The 17982-nt window shown below is 62.4% G+C and carries 15 protein-coding genes; 8 read left to right on the plus strand and 7 right to left on the minus strand.

Annotated elements, in window-relative coordinates; genetic code table 11:
* Window positions 1-45: 45 nt before the first annotated feature.
* From EJD88_RS16390 to EJD88_RS16420, 7 genes are all read right to left on the minus strand, one after another.
* Window positions 46-1470: a gamma-aminobutyraldehyde dehydrogenase gene (locus tag EJD88_RS16390; protein WP_158878477.1), complete on the minus strand. Its 1425-nt coding sequence runs from the start codon at window positions 1468-1470 to the stop codon at window positions 46-48.
* A gap of 109 nt (window positions 1471-1579) precedes the next feature.
* Entirely contained in the window at window positions 1580-2404 is an 825-nt protein-coding gene (locus EJD88_RS16395; protein WP_099583409.1) for an ABC transporter permease, read from the minus strand.
* Window positions 2394-3323, minus strand: a complete 930-nt coding sequence (locus EJD88_RS16400) for an ABC transporter permease (RefSeq protein WP_032891733.1) — start codon at window positions 3321-3323, stop codon at window positions 2394-2396. The genes EJD88_RS16395 and EJD88_RS16400 overlap by 11 nt, the downstream gene beginning before the upstream one ends.
* A gap of 1 nt (window position 3324) precedes the next feature.
* Complete coding sequence (locus EJD88_RS16405) at window positions 3325-4359, minus strand: ABC transporter ATP-binding protein (protein ID WP_158878478.1); 1035 nt, start codon at window positions 4357-4359, stop codon at window positions 3325-3327.
* 175 nt (window positions 4360-4534) lie between these two features.
* The gene (gene ydcS, locus EJD88_RS16410) at window positions 4535-5686 is read right to left on the minus strand and encodes a putative ABC transporter substrate-binding protein YdcS (RefSeq protein WP_099583407.1); all 1152 of its coding nucleotides are present in this window, start codon (window positions 5684-5686) and stop codon (window positions 4535-4537) included.
* 73 nt (window positions 5687-5759) lie between these two features.
* Window positions 5760-7217 (minus strand): gamma-aminobutyraldehyde dehydrogenase, encoded by a 1458-nt coding sequence (locus EJD88_RS16415; protein WP_178117053.1) that lies wholly within the window; start codon window positions 7215-7217, stop codon window positions 5760-5762.
* A 132-nt stretch (window positions 7218-7349) separates the two neighbouring features.
* On the minus strand, window positions 7350-8261 hold the full coding sequence (locus EJD88_RS16420) for a LysR family transcriptional regulator (protein ID WP_158878480.1): 912 nt from the start codon (window positions 8259-8261) through the stop codon (window positions 7350-7352).
* 168 nt (window positions 8262-8429) lie between these two features.
* Here EJD88_RS16420 and EJD88_RS16425 point away from each other — a divergent pair, with 168 nt between their 5' ends.
* The 8 genes from EJD88_RS16425 to EJD88_RS16460 all read left to right on the plus strand — a co-directional run bounded on the left by EJD88_RS16425 (window position 8430) and on the right by EJD88_RS16460 (window position 17702).
* Window positions 8430-9140, plus strand: coding sequence for a tellurite resistance TerB family protein (locus EJD88_RS16425; RefSeq protein WP_158878481.1), 711 nt, complete (start codon window positions 8430-8432; stop codon window positions 9138-9140).
* Window positions 9141-9289: 149 nt separating this feature from the next.
* Window positions 9290-10912 (plus strand): methyl-accepting chemotaxis protein, encoded by a 1623-nt coding sequence (locus EJD88_RS16430; RefSeq protein WP_099583402.1) that lies wholly within the window; start codon window positions 9290-9292, stop codon window positions 10910-10912.
* Window positions 10912-11424, plus strand: a complete 513-nt coding sequence (locus EJD88_RS16435) for a chemotaxis protein CheW (protein WP_158878482.1) — start codon at window positions 10912-10914, stop codon at window positions 11422-11424. Before EJD88_RS16430 ends, EJD88_RS16435 begins: the two co-directional genes overlap by 1 nt.
* Window positions 11421-12677 carry a protein-glutamate O-methyltransferase CheR gene (locus tag EJD88_RS16440; RefSeq protein WP_158878483.1) on the plus strand — a complete coding sequence of 419 codons (1257 nt, stop codon included), beginning with the start codon at window positions 11421-11423 and terminating at the stop codon, window positions 12675-12677. The genes EJD88_RS16435 and EJD88_RS16440 overlap by 4 nt, the downstream gene beginning before the upstream one ends.
* The gene (locus tag EJD88_RS16445; protein WP_112193821.1) at window positions 12674-13375 is read left to right on the plus strand and encodes a chemotaxis protein CheW; all 702 of its coding nucleotides are present in this window, start codon (window positions 12674-12676) and stop codon (window positions 13373-13375) included. The genes EJD88_RS16440 and EJD88_RS16445 overlap by 4 nt, the downstream gene beginning before the upstream one ends.
* The gene (locus EJD88_RS16450; protein WP_158878484.1) at window positions 13372-15642 is read left to right on the plus strand and encodes a hybrid sensor histidine kinase/response regulator; all 2271 of its coding nucleotides are present in this window, start codon (window positions 13372-13374) and stop codon (window positions 15640-15642) included. Before EJD88_RS16445 ends, EJD88_RS16450 begins: the two co-directional genes overlap by 4 nt.
* On the plus strand, window positions 15639-16649 hold the full coding sequence (locus EJD88_RS16455; protein ID WP_158878485.1) for a chemotaxis response regulator protein-glutamate methylesterase: 1011 nt from the start codon (window positions 15639-15641) through the stop codon (window positions 16647-16649). Before EJD88_RS16450 ends, EJD88_RS16455 begins: the two co-directional genes overlap by 4 nt.
* 51 nt (window positions 16650-16700) lie before the next feature.
* Window positions 16701-17702 (plus strand): diguanylate cyclase, encoded by a 1002-nt coding sequence (locus EJD88_RS16460; RefSeq protein ID WP_158878486.1) that lies wholly within the window; start codon window positions 16701-16703, stop codon window positions 17700-17702.
* The last annotated feature ends 280 nt before the right edge of the window (window positions 17703-17982 follow it).

A 17982-nucleotide genomic window follows, 5' to 3' on the forward strand; every position in this document is an offset into this window, starting at 1 on the left:
TTGTTGTAGGACCGGCACCCAAGGCAGGTGCCGGGAGGCGCTCGATCAGTGCTTGAACATCACGTGGCGAACCGTGGTGTAGTCCTCCAGCCCGTACATGGACATGTCCTTGCCATAACCCGACAGTTTCTGACCGCCATGGGGCATTTCGCTGACCAGCATGAAGTGGGTATTCACCCACGTGCAGCCATACTGCAACCGCGCAGCCAAACGATGGGCGCGGCCTACATCGGCGGTCCATACGGAGGACGCCAAGCCGTAGTCCGAATCATTGGCCCAGCCCAATACCTGCGCTTCGTCGGTGAACCTGGTCACCGACACCACCGGTCCGAACACCTCGCGGCGCACGATTTCATCGTCCTGTTGCGCATCGGCCAGTACCGTCGGTTCAAAGAAGAACCCGTTGCCTTCCACCGCCTTGCCACCCGTCACCAGGCGGATATGCGGCTGCGCCACGGCACGCTCGACAAACCCGGCGACACGGTCGCGATGCTGTGCGGTGATCAACGGGCCCAGTTCGGTGGCCGGGTCATCCTGCAAGCCATATTTGATAGTGGCGACGGCCGCACCGAGCTTCTCGACAAATGCGTCGTAGATATCCGCCTGGGCGTAAATGCGGCACGCGGCCGTGCAGTCCTGGCCAGCGTTATAGAAGCCGAACGTGCGGATACCTTCCACGGCGGCCTCGATGTCCGCGTCGTTGAAGATGATCACCGGCGCCTTGCCGCCCAGCTCCATGTGCATGCGCTTCACGCTGTCGGCCGTGCTGGAAATGATATTCGCGCCGGTGGCGATGGAGCCGGTCAGCGACACCATGCGCACCTTCGGGTGGTTCACCAGCGGGCTGCCTACGGTTGGCCCACGACCGAACACCAGGTTGAGTACACCGGCCGGGAAAATCTCCGATGCCAGTTCAACCATGCGCAACGCGGTCAGCGGGGTTTGCTCCGACGGCTTGAGCACCACGGTATTACCGGCGGCGAGGGCTGGGGCGATTTTCCAGGCGACCATCATCAGCGGGTAGTTCCACGGTGCGATAGAGGCGATCACGCCCACCGGGTCGCGGCGGATCATCGACGTGTGGCCCGGCAGGTATTCGCCGCCGGCCGAACCGCTCATGCAACGGCTGGCGCCGGCGAAGAAGCGGAATACATCGGCAATCGCCGGGATCTCGTCGTTCAGCGCCGCGCTGTAGGGCTTGCCGCAGTTGTCCGACTCCAGCTTGGCCAGCTCTTCGCCGTGGGCTTCGATTGCGTCGGCCAGTTTCAGCAGCAGCAGGGAGCGGTCCTTCGGCGCGGTTTGCGCCCAGCTTTCAAAAGCCGCGTCGGCAGCACGCACGGCCGCGTCGACCTGGGCTTCGCTGGCTTCGTTGATTTCCACCAGCACCCGGCCCAACGCCGGGTTGAAAATCGCCTGGGCCGGGCCTTCGCCTTCGACCAGGTGGCCGTTGATCAGCAGTTTGGTTTGCATGGTTCAGCTCTCCTCAAACTAATGTTATTTCCCTGAAGAAACCGGCTCTAAATGTGGGAGGGGGCTTGCCCCTTCCCACATTTAGAGCCGCGTTCCTCCAGTCACAGAGTTATTTACCGCCACTTCCCGCCACGCTTTCACCGCCGCGTGTCAGGTAATAGGCACCGAGAATCGGGAACATCGTGACCAGCATCACCAGCATCGCCACCACGTTGGTCACCGGCACATCCCGAGGGCGACTGAGCTGGTTGAGCAACCACAGCGGCAAGGTGCGCTCGTGGCCAGCGGTGAAGGTGGTGACGATGATTTCGTCGAACGACAGCGCAAACGCGAGCATGCCGCCGGCCAGCAGCGCCGAGCCCAGGTTGGGCATGATGATGTAGCGGAAGGTCTGCCAACCGTCGGCGCCCAGGTCCATTGAGGCCTCGATCAGGCTATGGGAGGTGCGGCGCAAGCGGGCGATGACGTTGTTGTAGACGATCACTACGCAGAATGTCGCGTGGCCGACGATGATGGTGAACATCCCAGGCTCAATGCCCAGTGTCTTGAAGGTCGCCAGCAGCGCGATACCGGTGATGATCCCCGGCAGCGCAATCGGCAGGATCAGCATCAGCGACACGCCTTGCTTGCCGAAGAACTCGCGGCGATACAGCGCCGCCGACGCTAGGGTGCCGAGCACCATGGCGATCAGGGTGGCGATGGCGGCGATCTGCAGCGACAGTTTGATCGACTCCAGCACGTCCGGTCGGGCAAACGCCACGCTGAACCACTTCAACGTGAAGCCCTGGGGTGGAAAGCTGAACGCGGCTTCTTCGGTGTTGAAGGCATAGAGGAAGATGATCAGGATCGGGAAGTGCAGAAACACCAACCCGCCCCAGGCCGCGATCTTCAAGCCTATTGATGACTGCATTTGAGGTGAAGAGTCAGAGTGCATCGAAGGCCCCCAGGCGTTTGACGATGGACAGGTACACCGCAATCAGCACGATGGGCACCAGGGTGAACGCCGCGGCCATGGGCATATTGCCGATGGCACCTTGCTGGGCATACACCATGCCACCGACGAAGTAACCCGGCGGGCCCACCAGTTGCGGCACGATGAAATCGCCCAGAGTCAGCGAAAACGTGAAGATCGACCCGGCCGCAATCCCCGGAATCGACAGCGGCAGAATCACCTGCATAAAGGTCTGGCGCGGCTTGGCGCCCAGATCCGCCGAGGCTTGCAGCAACGACGGCGGCAAACGCTCCAGGGATGCCTGGATCGGCAAAATCATGAACGGCAGCCAGATATAGACGAACACCATGAACCGCCCCAAATGCGAGGTGCTCAAGGTGCTGCCGCCCACGCCGGGAATGCCCAGCACGAACTGCAACACCGGCTCCAGCCCCAGGTGCTGCACAAACCACTGCGCCACGCCGCCCTTGGCCAGCAGCAAGGTCCAGGCGTAGGCCTTGACGATATAGCTGGCCCACATCGGCATCATCACCGCGATGTAGAAGAACGCCTTGGTCTTGCCCGTGGTGTAGCGGGCCATGTAGTAGGCAATGGGGAAGGCCACGATGGCGCTGGCGATCGACACCACAATCGCCATGCTCAGGGTGCGCAGGATGATGTCGAAGTTCGACGGCTGGAACAGCGCGGCGAAGTTGGCCAGGGTCAGGTCCGGCGTGACCGCCATGGTGAAGTCGTCAAAGGTGTAGAAGCCTTGCCACAGCAGGGTCAGCAACGAGCCGAGGTAGATCGCGCCGAACCAGATCAGCGGCGGTATCAGCAGCATGGCCAGGTACAGGTTGGGCTTGCGGTACAGCAGGTTGGAGAACCTGCGCATCGGCGGTTGGGAAAGGGCCAGGCTCATGTCACACCTCGCCTGCAGTGTCGGTCAGCGGCGTCATGGCTTCCCGCGCCCAGCGCGCGGTGATCGGCTGGCCGACCTGATGGCCGCTGCTGATGTCCAGCCACTGGTTGTTGGCCTGGCTGATGTTCAACGCCTGGCCGTTCTCCAGTTTCAGCTCATAGCGGGTGGCGCTGCCCTGGTACTGGATATCATGCAGCAGGCCGCTGATTTCAACTTCGCCGGTACCCAGCGGGCCTTCGGCAAACCGCACATGCTCCGGACGGATCGAAAACGGCTGCGCGCTGCCGCTCAGGCGCTGGGCCAGTTCGCCGCGAATCACGTTGGAGGTGCCGACGAATTCGGCGACGAATGCGGTGGCCGGTTTCATATACAGGTTGCGCGGGGTGTCGACCTGTTCGATGCGGCCTTTATTGAAGACCGCCACACGGTCAGACATCGACAAGGCTTCGGTCTGGTCATGGGTGACGAAGATGAAGGTGATGCCCAGCTGGCGTTGCAGCTTTTTCAACTCGCTCTGCATCTGCTCGCGCAGCTTGAGGTCGAGGGCGCCCAGCGGTTCGTCGAGCAGCAACACGCGGGGGCGATTGACCAGGGCGCGGGCCAGGGCCACACGCTGGCGTTGACCGCCCGAAAGTTGCACCGGCTTGCGCTCGCCATAACCGCCGAGGGCGACCATGCCCAAGGCTTCTTCGGCGCGGTTCAGTCGCTCGGTCTTGCCCACGCCTTTGACCTTGAGGCCGTAGGCCACGTTGTCGCGTACGTTCATATGGGGGAACAGCGCGTAATCCTGGAATACGGTGTTTACATCGCGTTGATACGGCGGCAGGCCGGCGGCCTCCTCGCCATGAATCCGGATCGAGCCAGCGCTCGGCTGCTCGAACCCGGCGATCAGGCGCAGGCAGGTGGTCTTGCCCGAGCCGGAAGGGCCGAGCATGGAAAAGAACTCGCCGTCCTGGATATCGATGGAAACCCGGTCAACGGCCTTCACTTCGCCGAACTGACGGGAAACGTGGGTGAATTGGACTGCAAGCGTCATGGTGCGGTGCTCCAAAAAAGCATGGGCCGTCGCAGCGGCCCGGTCTGGGCTTCTGAAAAAACGAGGATGCATGTGTGCTGCGCTGAAACGGTGAAAATCGGGCTTTTGTGGTGAGCGGGCTTGCCCCGCGCAGGGCAAGCCTGCTCACCACAAGAAGCAGTCTCTGCAGGGACCCTTAGCGGCCGCCCATGATCGCGATGTAATCCTGGGTCCAGCGGCTGTAGGGCACGAACTTGCCGCCTTCTGCCTGCGGGGTTTTCCAGAAGGCGATCTTGTCGAACTGGTCGAACCCGTTGGTCTTGCACCCTTCGGCACCCAGCAGTTCGCTTTCCTTACAGGCCGCAGGCACCGCCGGCAGCGAGCCGAACCACGCCGCGACATCGCCCTGGACCTTCGGCTGCAGCGACCAGTCCATCCACTTGTAAGCGCAGTTCGGGTGCTTGGCCTCGCTGTGCAACATGGTGGTGTCGGCCCAGCCGGTGGCGCCTTCCTTGGGGATAGTCGAGGCAATCGGCTGTTTCTCGTTGACCAACCCGTTGACCTGATACGGCCAGGCGCTGGAGGCCACCACGCCTTCGTTCTTGAAGTCACTCATTTGCACGGTGGTGTCGTGCCAGTAGCGGTGGATCAACGGTTGCTGGGCGCGCAACAGGTCGAGCACGGCTTTGTACTGGGTTTCGGTCAGCTCATACGGGCTCTGGATGCCCAGTTCCGGCTGGGTAGATTTGAGGTACAGCGCTGCATCGGCAATGTAGATCGGGCCGTCATACGCCTGCACGCGGCCTTTGTTCGGCTTGCCGTCCGGCAGGTTCTGGGCGTTGAACAGCACATTCCAACTGGTGGGCGCGGTCTTGAACACGTTGGTGTTGTACATCAGCACGTTCGGGCCCCACTGGTACGGGGTGCCGTAGGTCTGCTGGCCGACCACGTACCACGGCGCATCCTTGAGGCGTGGGTCGATGTTCTTCCAGTTGGGGATCAGCGCGGTGTTGATCGGCTGCACACGCTTGCCGACGATCAGCCGCAGCGACGCATCGCCCGACGCAGTGACCAGGTCATACCCGCCCTTGGCCATCAGGCTGACCATTTCGTCAGAAGTGGCGGCAGTTTTCACATTGACCTTGCAGCCGGTTTCCTTCTCAAAACCAGTGACCCAGTCGTAGGCCTTGTCGCTTTCGCCACGTTCGATATAGCCAGGCCAGGCGACGATATCCAGCTGGCCTTCACCGGCGCCTACCGCCTTGAGCGGTTCGGCGGCCTGAATGCTGGCGCTGGCCAGCAGCGCGGTGGTCAAGGCACTGAGCAGTGCGGTCTTGTGCGCGGACATGGGGGTTCCCTCTTCTTTAATTATGGTCGGGGCAGTTGTGTGCAACCGGTGACGCAGAAGCTTAGTTGTTGTTTTAAAGATGTTGGCCGTGGCGGGCCATGATGTGGCGCACCACGCTGTAGTCCTGTAGCGAATCGCTGGACAGATCTTTCCCATACCCCGAGCGCTTCAAGCCGCCGTGGGGCATTTCGCTGACCAGCATGAAATGGCTGTTGATCCAGGTGCAGCCATATTGCAGGCGCGCTGCCACCTGCATGGCTTTATCCAGGTTTTGGGTCCATACGGAGGAGGCCAGGCCGTACTCGGAGTCGTTGGCCCAGTCCACCGCCTGTTCCAGCTCGTCGAAGCGGGTCACCGTGACCACCGGACCAAACACTTCGCGCTGCACGATTTCATCATTCTGTTTACAACCGGCGAGCAACGTTGGCTGGTAATAGAAGCCCGCGCCGGAATGCACCGCGGCGCCGGTGACCCGTTCGATATGGGGCTGGCCGAGGGCGCGCTCGACAAAGCTGGCCACGCGGTCGCGCTGGCGTGTGCTGATCAGCGGGCCTAGTTCGTTGTCGGCATCGCGCTTGCCGGCAAAGCGCAGGCTGCTGACCGCCGCACCGAGGTCGGCGACCAGCTTGTCGTGAATCCCCGCCTGGGCGTAGATGCGGCAGGCGGCGGTGCAATCCTGGCCGGCGTTGTAATAACCGTAGGCGCGCACGCCTTCGACCACGGCTTGCAGGTCGGCGTCGTTGCACACGATCACCGGCGCCTTGCCGCCCAGTTCCAGGTGCGTGCGTTTCAGGGTTTTCGACGCGGCCTGCAGGATTTTTTGCCCAGTGACGATATCGCCGGTCAGGGACACCATGCGCACTTTCGGGTGGCTGACCAGATGGCTGCCCACGCTTTCGCCGCCGCCACACAGAATGTTGATGACACCGCGTGGTAACAAGTCCTTCAGCACGGGGGCCAATGCGAGGATCGACAGCGGTGTGTGTTCCGACGGCTTGAATACCAGGGTATTTCCGGCAGCCAGGGCGGGCGCGATCTTCCACGCGGCCATCATCAATGGGTAGTTCCACGGCGCAATGGAGGCGACGACGCCAATCGGGTCGCGCCGCACCATGCTGGTGTAGCCCGGCAGGTATTCGCCGCTCAGTTGCCCGGTCTGGCAGCGCACGGCCCCGGCGAAGAAGCGGAACACGTCGACGGTGGCGCTCAAGTCATCCTGACGCGCCAGGTGCAGTGGCTTGCCGCAGTTCAGGGATTCCAGGCGGGCCAGGTAGTCGGCTTGTTTTTCGATGGCATCGGCGATGCCCAGCAAAATGTTCGAACGTTGCTGCGGCGTGGTCCGCGACCAGCCGGCAAATGCACGGTGGGCGGCGAGGATGGCCGATTCCACCTGCTCGGTGCTGGCTTCGGCGATCTGGGTGAGCACTTCGCCGGTGGCCGGGTTGAGGATCGGCTCGGCAAAACCCTGGCCGTGGACCAGTTCGCCGTCAATCAGAAATGCAGTAAGCAGCGGGGTAGACGCGCCGGACATTTTTCGCGATCTCTTTTCTTGTGTGGCCATGGGCGTTCTCTTACGAGGGCCTGACCTTTCTCTTATGGATGCACAGAGACTAGAGGTCAGGCGCGAGGTCAACAAATACTAAATACTGAATGCAGCATTCGATTAAATAGATGGCTTGCGTGGATGGGGCTGTTCCCGGGCGACGGTGAGGAACGGGTCCACCAGTGCCGGTCGCGCCGTGCCACGGCGCCACGCCAGGCCTACGTCGAGGGTCTGGCTGAGATCCGCAATCGGTCGCGCCTCAATAATGTCGCCCTCCAGGGACCATGGGCGGTAGGTCATGTCCGGCTGGATCGATAGGCCCAGGCCTGCCGCCACCAGGCTTCGGACGGCTTCCGTCGAGGCGGTGCGTAACGTGACGCGCGGTTGTAGTCCGGCGCTGGCCCACATGCGCTGTGCGTTGTGGCCCATTTCATCGACATTCAGCTGAATCAGCGGCTCGCGCGTGACATCGGCAAGGTTGATGCTGTCGTGTTCCAGCAGCGGATGCTGCGCCGGCAGCCACAGGCGGTGGGGCGAGTGAGTAAGCACTTCGGTCTGCAGGGCGTGGCGGTCTTCCAGGTTGGAAAGGATCAGCACGCCGACATCGATCTCGCCGCTGACGAGTAAGTGTTCGATATACGGGCGCTCGTCCTCCATCACACGGATCTCCACATTGGGGTAGGCGCGCTGGAAACGGGTGAGCAGGTCGGCGAGGTAGTAGCCGGCCACCAGGCTGGTCACGCCGATGATCAATTGGCCGGCGACCTGGTCGGTGCTTTGTTGCAGGCTGCGTTTGGCGTTGTCCACGGTGGCGAGGATCAAGTGCGCCTGGCGCAGGAACTGGTGGCCCTGGTGGGTCAGGGTCATGCCCTTGGCGTGGCGGTTGAACAGCTTGACGCCGATTTCCTGCTCCAATTGCTGGATCGCCAGGGTCAGCGTCGACTGGGAAATAAACGCGGTCTGCGCGGCGGCCGAGATTGAGCCGGTCTCGGCCACGGCGATAAAGTGCCGGATTTGACGCAAGGTCATCATGCTGGAATTACCAGTGGGGTGTTTTTATAGATTTGTCCGAGTGTATATCGGTTTTAGCGAACGGCAGCGGCGTTACATCTGGAAGCACTCTAGATCGGGGCTTTTTGGCACTTAGTTTTACGCTGGTGGCCTATTGGTCCAATGAACCCAAGTGTCTGGAGGCTACGAATGAATACCCGTGGATTGCTCGATCAGTTGCTCAAGTCCGGCCAGGACATGTTGCAAAACAAGGCTGGTGGCCAACGCAAGCAAGACGATAAAGGTGCTTTGGGCGGTCTGCTGGGCGGCGCTGGGTTGGGCAGCCTGCTCGGCGGTGCCGGTGGTGGCGCCCTGGCGGCGGGGGCCATGGGCCTGTTGCTGGGCAATAAAAAGGCGCGCAAATTCGGCGGCAAAGCCCTGACCTATGGCGGGCTGGCCGCATTGGGTGTGATTGCCTACAAGGCCTACGGCAACTGGCAGGCCAACCAAGCCAATGCGCCCAAGGGCGAACCGCAGACCATCGACCGCCTGCCACCGGCCCAGGTCGAGCAACACAGCCAGGGCATTCTCAAGGCGCTGGTCGCAGCGGCCAAGGCGGACGGTCATGTGGACGAACGCGAGCGCGAACTGATCGAAGGCGAGTTCACCAAGCTGGACAACGACCGCGAACTGCACAACTGGCTGCACGCCGAGCTGAACAAACCCCTGGACCCCGCCGATGTCGCCCGTGCCGCCAGCACCCCGGAAATGGCTGCCGAAATGTACATCGCCAGCGTGATGCTGGTAGACGAAGAAAACTTCATGGAAAAAGCGTATCTGGACGAACTGGCCCGCCAACTGAAACTGGAGCCTGGGTTGAAGCTGGAGCTGGAAAAGCAGGTGCGCCAAGCTACCCTTTGATCCTGCCTGCGTAGATAAAACACCCTGGCTGGCGCCATGCCCCAGGGTGTTTTTGCATTCTGTGAGCGCTACATCAAAACCCGTTGATTAATGAGGCCTTCTGCTCAGCTATACTCCCCTCCATTTGAATGGCCCTTCGAGGAAATACTGTGAAGAATTGGACCTTGCGCCAACGCATCCTGGCAAGTTTTGCGGTCATTATCGCCATCATGCTGTTAATGGTCGTGGTCTCCTATTCACGGTTGCTGAAGATTGAAGTCAGCCAGGAAGCTGTCCGAGACGATGCGGTGCCAGGGGTTTACCTCAGTTCCATGATCCGCAGTGCGTGGGTCGACAGTTATCTGCAGACCATCGATATCATTGGTCTGCGCGAGGATAAAACCTTCACCAATACCGACAAGAACGACTACAAGGCCTTCGAAGCGCGCATCGAGCAGCAGATGGCCAGCTACGAAAAAACCGTGCACAGCCAGGCTGACCGCATGGAGTTCGACAACTTCAAGGCCGCACACATCAATTACAACAAAGTCCTTGAGCGAGTGCTGGACCGCGTCCAGAACAATGACCTGCCCGCTGCGCGTGAAATGCTTGAAGAGCAACTGACGCCGATCTGGACCGAAGGTCGCATGAAGCTCAATGACATTATTACCGAGAACAAAAACGTCGCTGACCGTGCCACCGCGGCCATTGACGACGCCGTGCTGTCGGCCAAGATCAGCATGGGCGTGTCGCTGATCATCGCCATCCTGGCCGCCGGCCTGTGTGGCCTGCTGCTGATGCGCGCAATCATGGCGCCGATGCAGCGTATCGTCGAAATCCTCGACACCATGCGCACGGGCGATCTGAGCAAACGCCTGAACCTTGAGCGCAAGGACGAATTCGGTGCGGTGGAAACCGGCTTCAACGACATGATGACCGAACTCACTGCCCTGGTTTCCCAGGCGCAACGCTCTTCGGTACAGGTCACCACCTCGGTGACCGAGATTGCCGCCACCTCCAAGCAGCAACAGGCCACCGCCACTGAAACAGCGGCAACGACCACCGAGATCGGCGCCACATCGCGGGAAATCGCCGCCACGTCCAAGGATCTGGTGCGCACCATGACCGAAGTCTCCACCGCTGCCGACCAGGCTTCGGTGGCCGCCGGTTCCGGCCAGCAAGGCCTGGCGCGCATGGAAGAGACCATGCACTCGGTGATGGGCGCTGCCGACCTGGTGAACGCCAAGCTGGCGATCCTCAATGAGAAGGCCGGCAACATCAACCAAGTGGTGGTGACCATCGTCAAGGTCGCCGACCAGACCAACCTGCTGTCCCTGAACGCCGCCATCGAAGCTGAAAAGGCCGGTGAATACGGGCGCGGGTTTGCCGTGGTCGCAACCGAGGTGCGTCGCCTGGCCGACCAGACCGCCGTGGCCACCTACGACATCGAGCAGATGGTGCGCGAGATTCAGTCGGCGGTGTCCGCGGGCGTGATGGGCATGGACAAGTTCTCCGAAGAAGTGCGCCGCGGCATGTTCGAAGTGCAGCAAGTGGGCGAGCAACTCTCGCAGATCATCCATCAGGTACAGGCCCTGGCGCCGCGGGTGTTGATGGTCAACGAAGGCATGCAGGCCCAGGCCACCGGCGCCGAGCAGATCAACCACGCGCTGGTGCAACTGGGGGATGCCAGCAGCCAGACCGTGGAATCCCTGCGCCAGGCCAGTTTTGCGATTGATGAACTGAGCCAGGTTGCGGTGGGTCTGCGCAGCGGCGTGTCGCGTTTCAAAGTCTGATGAGCGACCTCGCGGCTAAACGCGGCGCCGTCCCGGCAGCGAAAAAGGCGTTGTTCCTGGTGTTTCACATCGGTAGCGAACGTTATGTCCTCAAGGCCACCGAAGTGGCCGAGGTGCTGCCGCGCCTGCCGCTCAAGCCCATCGCCCATGCGCCTTCCTGGGTGGCTGGCATCTTTGCCCACCGTGGGGCGTTGGTGCCGGTGATCGACCTGAGCGCGCTGACCTTCGGTACGCCGGCGCAGGCTCGCACCAGCACGCGGTTGGTGCTGGTCAATTACCAGCCGCAACCTTGGGTCGAATCCCGCCGGCTGGGGCTGATCCTCGAACAGGCCACCGATACGCTGCGTTGCGACCCCGCCGAATTCCAGCCCTATGGCCTGGATAACCCCCAGGCGCGCTACCTGGGGCCTGTGCGGGAGGATGCCTTGGGCTTGATGCAATGGATTGGCGTGAATGACGTGCTCACCGATGACGTGCGCGCCCTGTTGTTTTCTGCCGAGCTGAGCGTATGAGCAACGACCCGCGCTTCTTTGCCTTCCTCAAGGAACGTATCGGCCTGGACGTTGCGTCGGTCGGCGAGGCCATCATCGAACGTGCGGTGCGCCAGCGCACCCAGGCCGTGCAGGCGCGAACGCCAGGTGAATACTGGCAGCACCTGCAAAGCTCCCACGACGAGCAGCAAGCGCTGATCGAAGCGGTGATCGTCCCCGAGACCTGGTTTTTCCGTTACCCCGAATCCTTTGCGACCTTGGCCCGATTGGCGATTGCCCGTCTGGCCGAGATCAAGCAGATGCGTGCACTGCGTATCCTCAGCCTGCCGTGCTCCACTGGCGAAGAGCCCTATTCGATCGCCATGGCCCTGCTTGATGCTGGCCTGGCGCCGCACCAGTTCAAGGTGCTGGGCCTGGACGTCAGCCCGCTGTCGGTGGAGCGTGCGCGGCGCGGCGTGTATGGCAAAAACTCGTTTCGCGGCAGCGATATCGCCTATCGCGACCGCCACTTCATTGAACACGACGACGGGTTCCACATCGCCGACCGCGTGCGCGAGCAGGTGCGTCTGCAAGTCGGCAACCTGCTCGACCCGACGCTGCTGGCGAACGAGGCGAGCTATGACTTCGTGTTTTGCCGCAACCTTTTGATCTATTTCGACCAGCCCACCCAAAAACAAGTGTTCGATGTGCTCAAGGGCCTTACCCACGTGGACGGCGTCCTGTTTATCGGCCCGGCCGAGGGCAGCCTGTTGGGGCGCCACGGCATGCGTTCGATTGGGGTGCCGCAGTCCTTTGCCTTCAGCCGGCACGCCGAGCCGATCCAGCCTGAACCGGTGTTCGTGCCCATGCCGGCGCCTCAGCGCAGCGCGGCACCGATCCCCGTCAAGCCGCGACCGTTCAGCACCGTCAGCGCCCAGGTGGTGCCGATCAAGGCCCCGCCGCCTTCCGACGCAAGCACCTTGCTCAGCCGTATCGCCACCCTGGCCAACGAAGGCAAGAGTGCCGAGGCCCGTGCCGCCTGCGAGCAGTATTTGAACAGCCACCCGCCAGCCGCCCAGGTGTTTTACTGGCTCGGGCTGCTCAGCGATGTGGCCGGCAGCGCCCTGGAAGCCCAGGGTTTTTATCGAAAAGCCTTATACCTGGAACCCCAGCATCCGCAGGCCTTGATGCACCTGGCCGCGTTGCTCGAATCCCAGGGCGACAGTGCGGGGGCGCGCCGTTTGCAGGCGCGGGCCGCCCGTAGCGAGCGAGCAGACAGTGAGTCCAAACGATGAGTAGCCCCGACGCGCTCGACACCGCCGGCCTGGACCTGACCCTGGCCGACACCCAGGCCATCGACGACTGCTGGAACCGCATCGGTATCCACGGCGACAAGTCCTGCCCGCTGCTGGTGGATCATATTCATTGCCGCAACTGCGCCGTGTATTCGGCGGCCGCCACGCGCCTGCTGGATCGTTACGCTTTGCAGCAGGACGACCGTCGTCCGGCCGCTGCGGCTGAAGTCGACGAAGAGATCGTCACCCGCTCGTTGCTGATGTTCCGTCTCGGCGAAGAATGGTTGGGCATCGCTACCCGTTGCCTGGTGGAAGTGGCGCCGTTGCAACCGATTCACTCGCTGCCGCACCAGCGGTCCCGCGCCTTGCTCGGCGTGGCCAATGTGCGGGGGGCGCTGGTGGCGTGCCTGTCATTGGTGGAACTGCTCGGCCTGGACAACACCGGCAACGGCGCCAGCGGTGGGCGGATCATGCCGCGCATGTTGATCATCGCCGCGCAGGATGGCCCGGTGGTGGTGCCGGTGGACGAAGTGGACGGCATCCATGCTATCGACGAACGCACCTTGCAGGCTGCATCGGCGTCCGGCACCCAGGCCAGCGCACGGTTCACCCAGGGTGTGTTGCAGTGGAAGGGCCGCAGCCTGCGTTGGCTGGACGAGGCGCAATTGTTGTCCGCCGTGACCCGGAGCCTCACATGACCCCCGACCAGATGCGCGATGCCTCGCTGCTGGAACTGTTCAGCCTGGAAGCCGATGCGCAGACCCAGGTGCTGAGCGCGGGCCTGCTGGCCCTGGAGCGCAACCCGACCCAGGCCGACCAACTGGAAGCCTGCATGCGCGCGGCCCACTCGCTCAAGGGCGCGGCGCGCATCGTAGGGGTGGACGCCGGGGTCAGCGTGTCCCATGTCATGGAGGACTGCCTGGTCAGCGCCCAGGAAAGTCGTCTGTACCTGCAACCTGAACATATCGACGCCTTGCTGCAAGGCACCGACCTGCTGATGCGTATCGCCACCCCGGGCAACACCGTGGGGCCAGCGGACATCGAAGCTTATGTGGCGTTGATGGAGCGTCTGCTGGACCCGTCCCAGCCGACCGCCAAGGTCGCGCCGCCACCCGTTGTGCCGGCGCCGGTGGTTGAAGAGCTACCGCCGGAACCCGAACCCGCGCCGCCAGTGGCCAGCGATCCGCCGCGCCAGGGCAAACGCATGACTGAAGGCGGCGAGCGCGTACTGCGCGTGACCGCCGAGCGGCTTAACAGCCTGCTGGACCTGTCGAGCAAGTCCCTGGTGGAAACCCAGCGTCTCAAGCCGTACCTGGCGAGCATGCAGCGCCTCAAACGCATTCAAAGCCAGAGCGTGCGCGCCCTGGATACCCTGGACGGCCAGCTCAAGACCCTGGATCTGAACCTCGAAGCCCAGGAAGCCCTGGCCGATACCCGCCGCCTGCTGAGCGAAGCCCAGGCGCTGCTGGCGGAAAAAACCGCCGAGCTGGATGAGTTCGGCTGGCAGGCCGGGCAGCGCGCCCAGGTGCTCTACGACACCGCGCTGGCCTGTCGCATGCGTCCGTTTGCCGATGTGCTGGCCGGGCAGGTGCGCATGGTGCGTGACCTCGGCCGCAGCCTGGGCAAGCAAGTGCGCCTGGAGATCGAGGGCGAAAAGACCCAGGTCGACCGCGACGTATTGGAAAAACTTGAAGCGCCACTCACCCATTTATTGCGCAATGCCGTCGATCACGGCATCGAAATGCCTGACCAGCGCCTGCTGGCCGGTAAACCCGCCGAAGGCTTGATCCGCCTGCGTGCTTCCCATCAGGCTGGTTTACTGGTGCTGGAACTGAGCGACGACGGCAATGGCGTCGACCTGGAGCGCCTGCGCGGCACCATCGTCGACCGGCATCTGTCTACTCTGGAAACGGTGCTGACCCTTAGTGAAGAGGAGTTGCTCACGTTTCTGTTCCTGCCGGGGTTCAGCCTGCGTGACAAGGTCACCGAAGTGTCCGGGCGCGGGGTCGGGCTGGATGCGGTGCAGCATATGGTCCGCCAACTGCGCGGCGCGGTGGTGCTGGAGCAGACGGCGGGGCAGGGCAGCCGTTTCCATCTGGAAGTGCCGCTGACCTTGTCGGTGGTGCGCAGCCTGGTGGTGGAAGTCGGCGAAGAAGCCTACGCATTCCCCCTGGCGCATATCGAACGCATGTGCGACCTGGCCCCCGACGAGATCGTGCAACTGGAAGGCCGCCAGCATTTCTGGCACGAGGGCCGGCATGTCGGCCTGGTCGCCGCCAGCCAGTTGTTGCAGCGCCCGCCGGGGCAGAATAACGACGAGACCCTGAAAGTCGTGGTGATCCGCGAGCGCGATGCGGTGTACGGTATCGCCGTGGAACGCTTCATCGGCGAGCGGACCCTGGTGGTATTGCCGCTGGATGACCGCCTGGGCAAGGTCCAGGACATTTCCGCCGGTGCCTTGCTCGATGATGGCTCGGTGGTATTGATTGTCGATGTGGAAGACATGCTGCGTTCGGTGGACAAGCTGCTCAACACCGGACGCCTCGAACGCATCGCCCGGCGCAGCCAGCAGGTCACCGAGGCGCCGCGCAAGCGCGTGCTGGTGGTGGATGACTCGCTCACCGTGCGTGAGTTGCAACGTAAATTGCTGCTTAATCGCGGGTACGAAGTGGCCGTTGCAGTCGATGGCATGGACGGCTGGAACGCCTTGCGCTCCGAAGACTTCGACCTGCTGATCACTGACATTGATATGCCTCGCATGGACGGTATTGAATTGGTCACACTCTTGCGCCGGGATACTCGCCTGCAATCGTTGCCGGTGATGGTGGTGTCGTACAAAGACCGTGAAGAGGACCGTCGCCGTGGGCTGGACGCCGGTGCCGATTACTACCTGGCCAAAGCCAGCTTCCACGACGACGCGTTGTTGGACGCCGTGGTGGAGCTGATCGGAGGCGCGCGGGCATGAGGATTGCGATCGTCAATGACATGCCCCTGGCGGTAGAGGCCTTGCGCCGCGCCTTGAGCTTCGAGCCCGCGCACGAGGTGGTGTGGGTGGCCGGCAATGGCCTGGAAGCGGTGCAGCGCTGTACCGAATTGACCCCTGACCTGATCCTGATGGACCTGATCATGCCGGTGATGGACGGCGTGGAGGCCACGCGGCAGATCATGGCCGAGACGCCGTGCGCGATCCTGCTGGTGACTGTCGACCGCCAGGCCAACATGAGCCGGGTGTTCGAAGCCATGGGGCACGGCGCCCTGGATGTGGTGGACACGCCGGCCCTCGGCGTGGGCAACCCCAAGGATGCGGCGGCGCCGCTGTTGCGCAAAATCCTCAACATCGGCTGGCTGATCGGCCAGCGTGGCAGCCGCGTGCGCACCGAAACCCCATCAGCGCGCACCACCGGCAAACGCCAGAGCCTGGTGGCTATCGGCTCGTCGGCGGGTGGCCCGGCTGCCCTGGAAATCCTGCTCAAGGGTTTGCCCCGGGACTTTCCCGCCGCCATTGTGCTGGTGCAGCATGTGGACCAGGTGTTCGCCGCCGGCATGGCCGAGTGGCTCAGCAGTGCCTCGGGACTGCCGGTGCGCCTGGCCCGCGAAGGGGAACCGCCACAAAGCGGCGTGGTGTTGCTGGCCGGTACCAATCATCACATTCGTCTATTGAAGAATGGCACGCTAGCCTATACCGCAGAGCCGGTGAACGAGATTTACCGGCCTTCGATCGACGTGTTCTTTGAAAGCGTGGCCAGCCACTGGAATGGCGATGCCGTTGGCGTACTGCTGACCGGCATGGGTCGCGACGGGGCCCAGGGCCTCAAGTTATTGCGTGAAGAAGGTTATTTGACCATCGCCCAGGATCAGCAGAGCTCGGCGGTGTATGGCATGCCCAAAGCGGCGGTGGCAATTGATGCTGCTGTTGAAATTCGCCCACTGGACAGAATTGCGCCCCGATTGCTGGAGGTCTTTGCACAATGAACATGACCTCGCGTGATGTTGGCTTGCAGGTGGTAATTCAGGTGACTGCAGATGAATGATTTACAGATCGACGACGTCAAGACCGACGAAAATGCCGCCATGGTGTTGCTGGTCGACGACCAGGCCATGATCGGCGAAGCGGTGCGACGCGGCCTGGCCCATGAAGAAAACATCGACTTCCACTTCTGCGCCGATCCGCACCAGGCGATTGCCCAGGCTATCCGTATCAAACCGACGGTGATCCTGCAGGATCTGGTGATGCCCGGCCTCGATGGCCTGACCCTGGTGCGCGACTACCGCAACCATCCGGCCACGGCGAACATCCCGATCATCGTGCTTTCGACCAAGGAAGACCCGCTGATCAAGAGCGCGGCGTTTTCGGCGGGGGCCAATGATTACTTGGTCAAGCTGCCGGATAATATCGAGTTGGTAGCGCGTATCCGCTATCACTCGCGGTCTTACATGACGCTGTTGCAGCGGGACGCGGCCTACCGCGCGTTGCGGGTCAGCCAGCAACAACTGCTGGACACTAATCTTGTGTTGCAGCGGTTGATGAACTCCGATGGGTTGACCGGGTTGTCCAATCGTCGCCACTTCGACGAATACCTGGAACTGGAATGGCGGCGGGCTATGCGTGATCAGACGCAGTTGTCGTTGCTGATGATCGATGTGGATTTCTTCAAGACCTACAACGACAGCTTCGGCCACGTTGAAGGGGATGAAGCCTTGCGCAAAGTCGCCGCTACCATCCGCGACGCCAGCAGCCGCCCTTCGGACCTGCCGGCACGCTACGGCGGCGAAGAATTTGCCCTGGTGCTGCCCAATACGTCACCGGGCGGTGCTCGCATGGTCGCCGAGAAGCTGCGCATGGCCGTGGCGGCGCTGAAAATCCCGCACATTGCGCCGACTGAAGGCTCCAGCCTGACCGTCAGCATTGGCCTGTCGACCATGACGCCGGTGCAGGGTACGGATTGCCGCCAGTTGATCATGGCGGCGGACAAGGGTTTGTATACGGCCAAGCATAATGGGCGTAACCAGGTGGGGATTGAGTAGGCTCAGGCCTTTGCTAATGCTATGTGGGAGGGGGCTGAGTACATATCCGTTGCTGCGGTAACGGCTGCGTATGGTTCCGCCCTTACGGCGGGTCACTTTGGAAAAGCCCCAAAGTAACCAAAGGGCTCTTGCCCCAACACTCGGCACCTCGCCTAGGCTCGGTGTGCCCGAACGAAGGCTTGAATCCGTGGGCCGCCGCGATGGGCCATCCTTGGCCCAGCGCGGCTAACCCGGCGTCCTGCCGGGTTACCCACGGATTCAAGCCTGCGTTCGGCCAGCG

Source organism: Pseudomonas sp. PB105 (assembly GCF_009764655.1).
GTDB lineage: Bacteria > Pseudomonadota > Gammaproteobacteria > Pseudomonadales > Pseudomonadaceae > Aquipseudomonas > Aquipseudomonas cyclaminis.

Coding starts and splice junctions, on each gene's coding strand:
- ydcS (WP_099583407.1), bottom strand. CDS start 5,686: ATGTCCGCGCACAAGACCGCACTGCTCAGTGCCTTGACCACCGCGCTG.
- EJD88_RS16455 (WP_158878485.1), top strand. CDS start 15,639: ATGAGGATTGCGATCGTCAATGACATGCCCCTGGCGGTAGAGGCCTTG.
- EJD88_RS16440 (WP_158878483.1), top strand. CDS start 11,421: ATGAGCAACGACCCGCGCTTCTTTGCCTTCCTCAAGGAACGTATCGGC.
- EJD88_RS16390 (WP_158878477.1), bottom strand. CDS start 1,470: ATGCAAACCAAACTGCTGATCAACGGCCACCTGGTCGAAGGCGAAGGC.
- EJD88_RS16445 (WP_112193821.1), top strand. CDS start 12,674: ATGAGTAGCCCCGACGCGCTCGACACCGCCGGCCTGGACCTGACCCTG.
- EJD88_RS16420 (WP_158878480.1), bottom strand. CDS start 8,261: ATGATGACCTTGCGTCAAATCCGGCACTTTATCGCCGTGGCCGAGACC.
- EJD88_RS16415 (WP_178117053.1), bottom strand. CDS start 7,217: ATGTCCGGCGCGTCTACCCCGCTGCTTACTGCATTTCTGATTGACGGC.
- EJD88_RS16425 (WP_158878481.1), top strand. CDS start 8,430: ATGAATACCCGTGGATTGCTCGATCAGTTGCTCAAGTCCGGCCAGGAC.
- EJD88_RS16405 (WP_158878478.1), bottom strand. CDS start 4,359: ATGACGCTTGCAGTCCAATTCACCCACGTTTCCCGTCAGTTCGGCGAA.
- EJD88_RS16450 (WP_158878484.1), top strand. CDS start 13,372: ATGACCCCCGACCAGATGCGCGATGCCTCGCTGCTGGAACTGTTCAGC.
- EJD88_RS16435 (WP_158878482.1), top strand. CDS start 10,912: ATGAGCGACCTCGCGGCTAAACGCGGCGCCGTCCCGGCAGCGAAAAAG.
- EJD88_RS16400 (WP_032891733.1), bottom strand. CDS start 3,323: ATGAGCCTGGCCCTTTCCCAACCGCCGATGCGCAGGTTCTCCAACCTG.
- EJD88_RS16460 (WP_158878486.1), top strand. CDS start 16,701: ATGAATGATTTACAGATCGACGACGTCAAGACCGACGAAAATGCCGCC.
- EJD88_RS16395 (WP_099583409.1), bottom strand. CDS start 2,404: ATGCACTCTGACTCTTCACCTCAAATGCAGTCATCAATAGGCTTGAAG.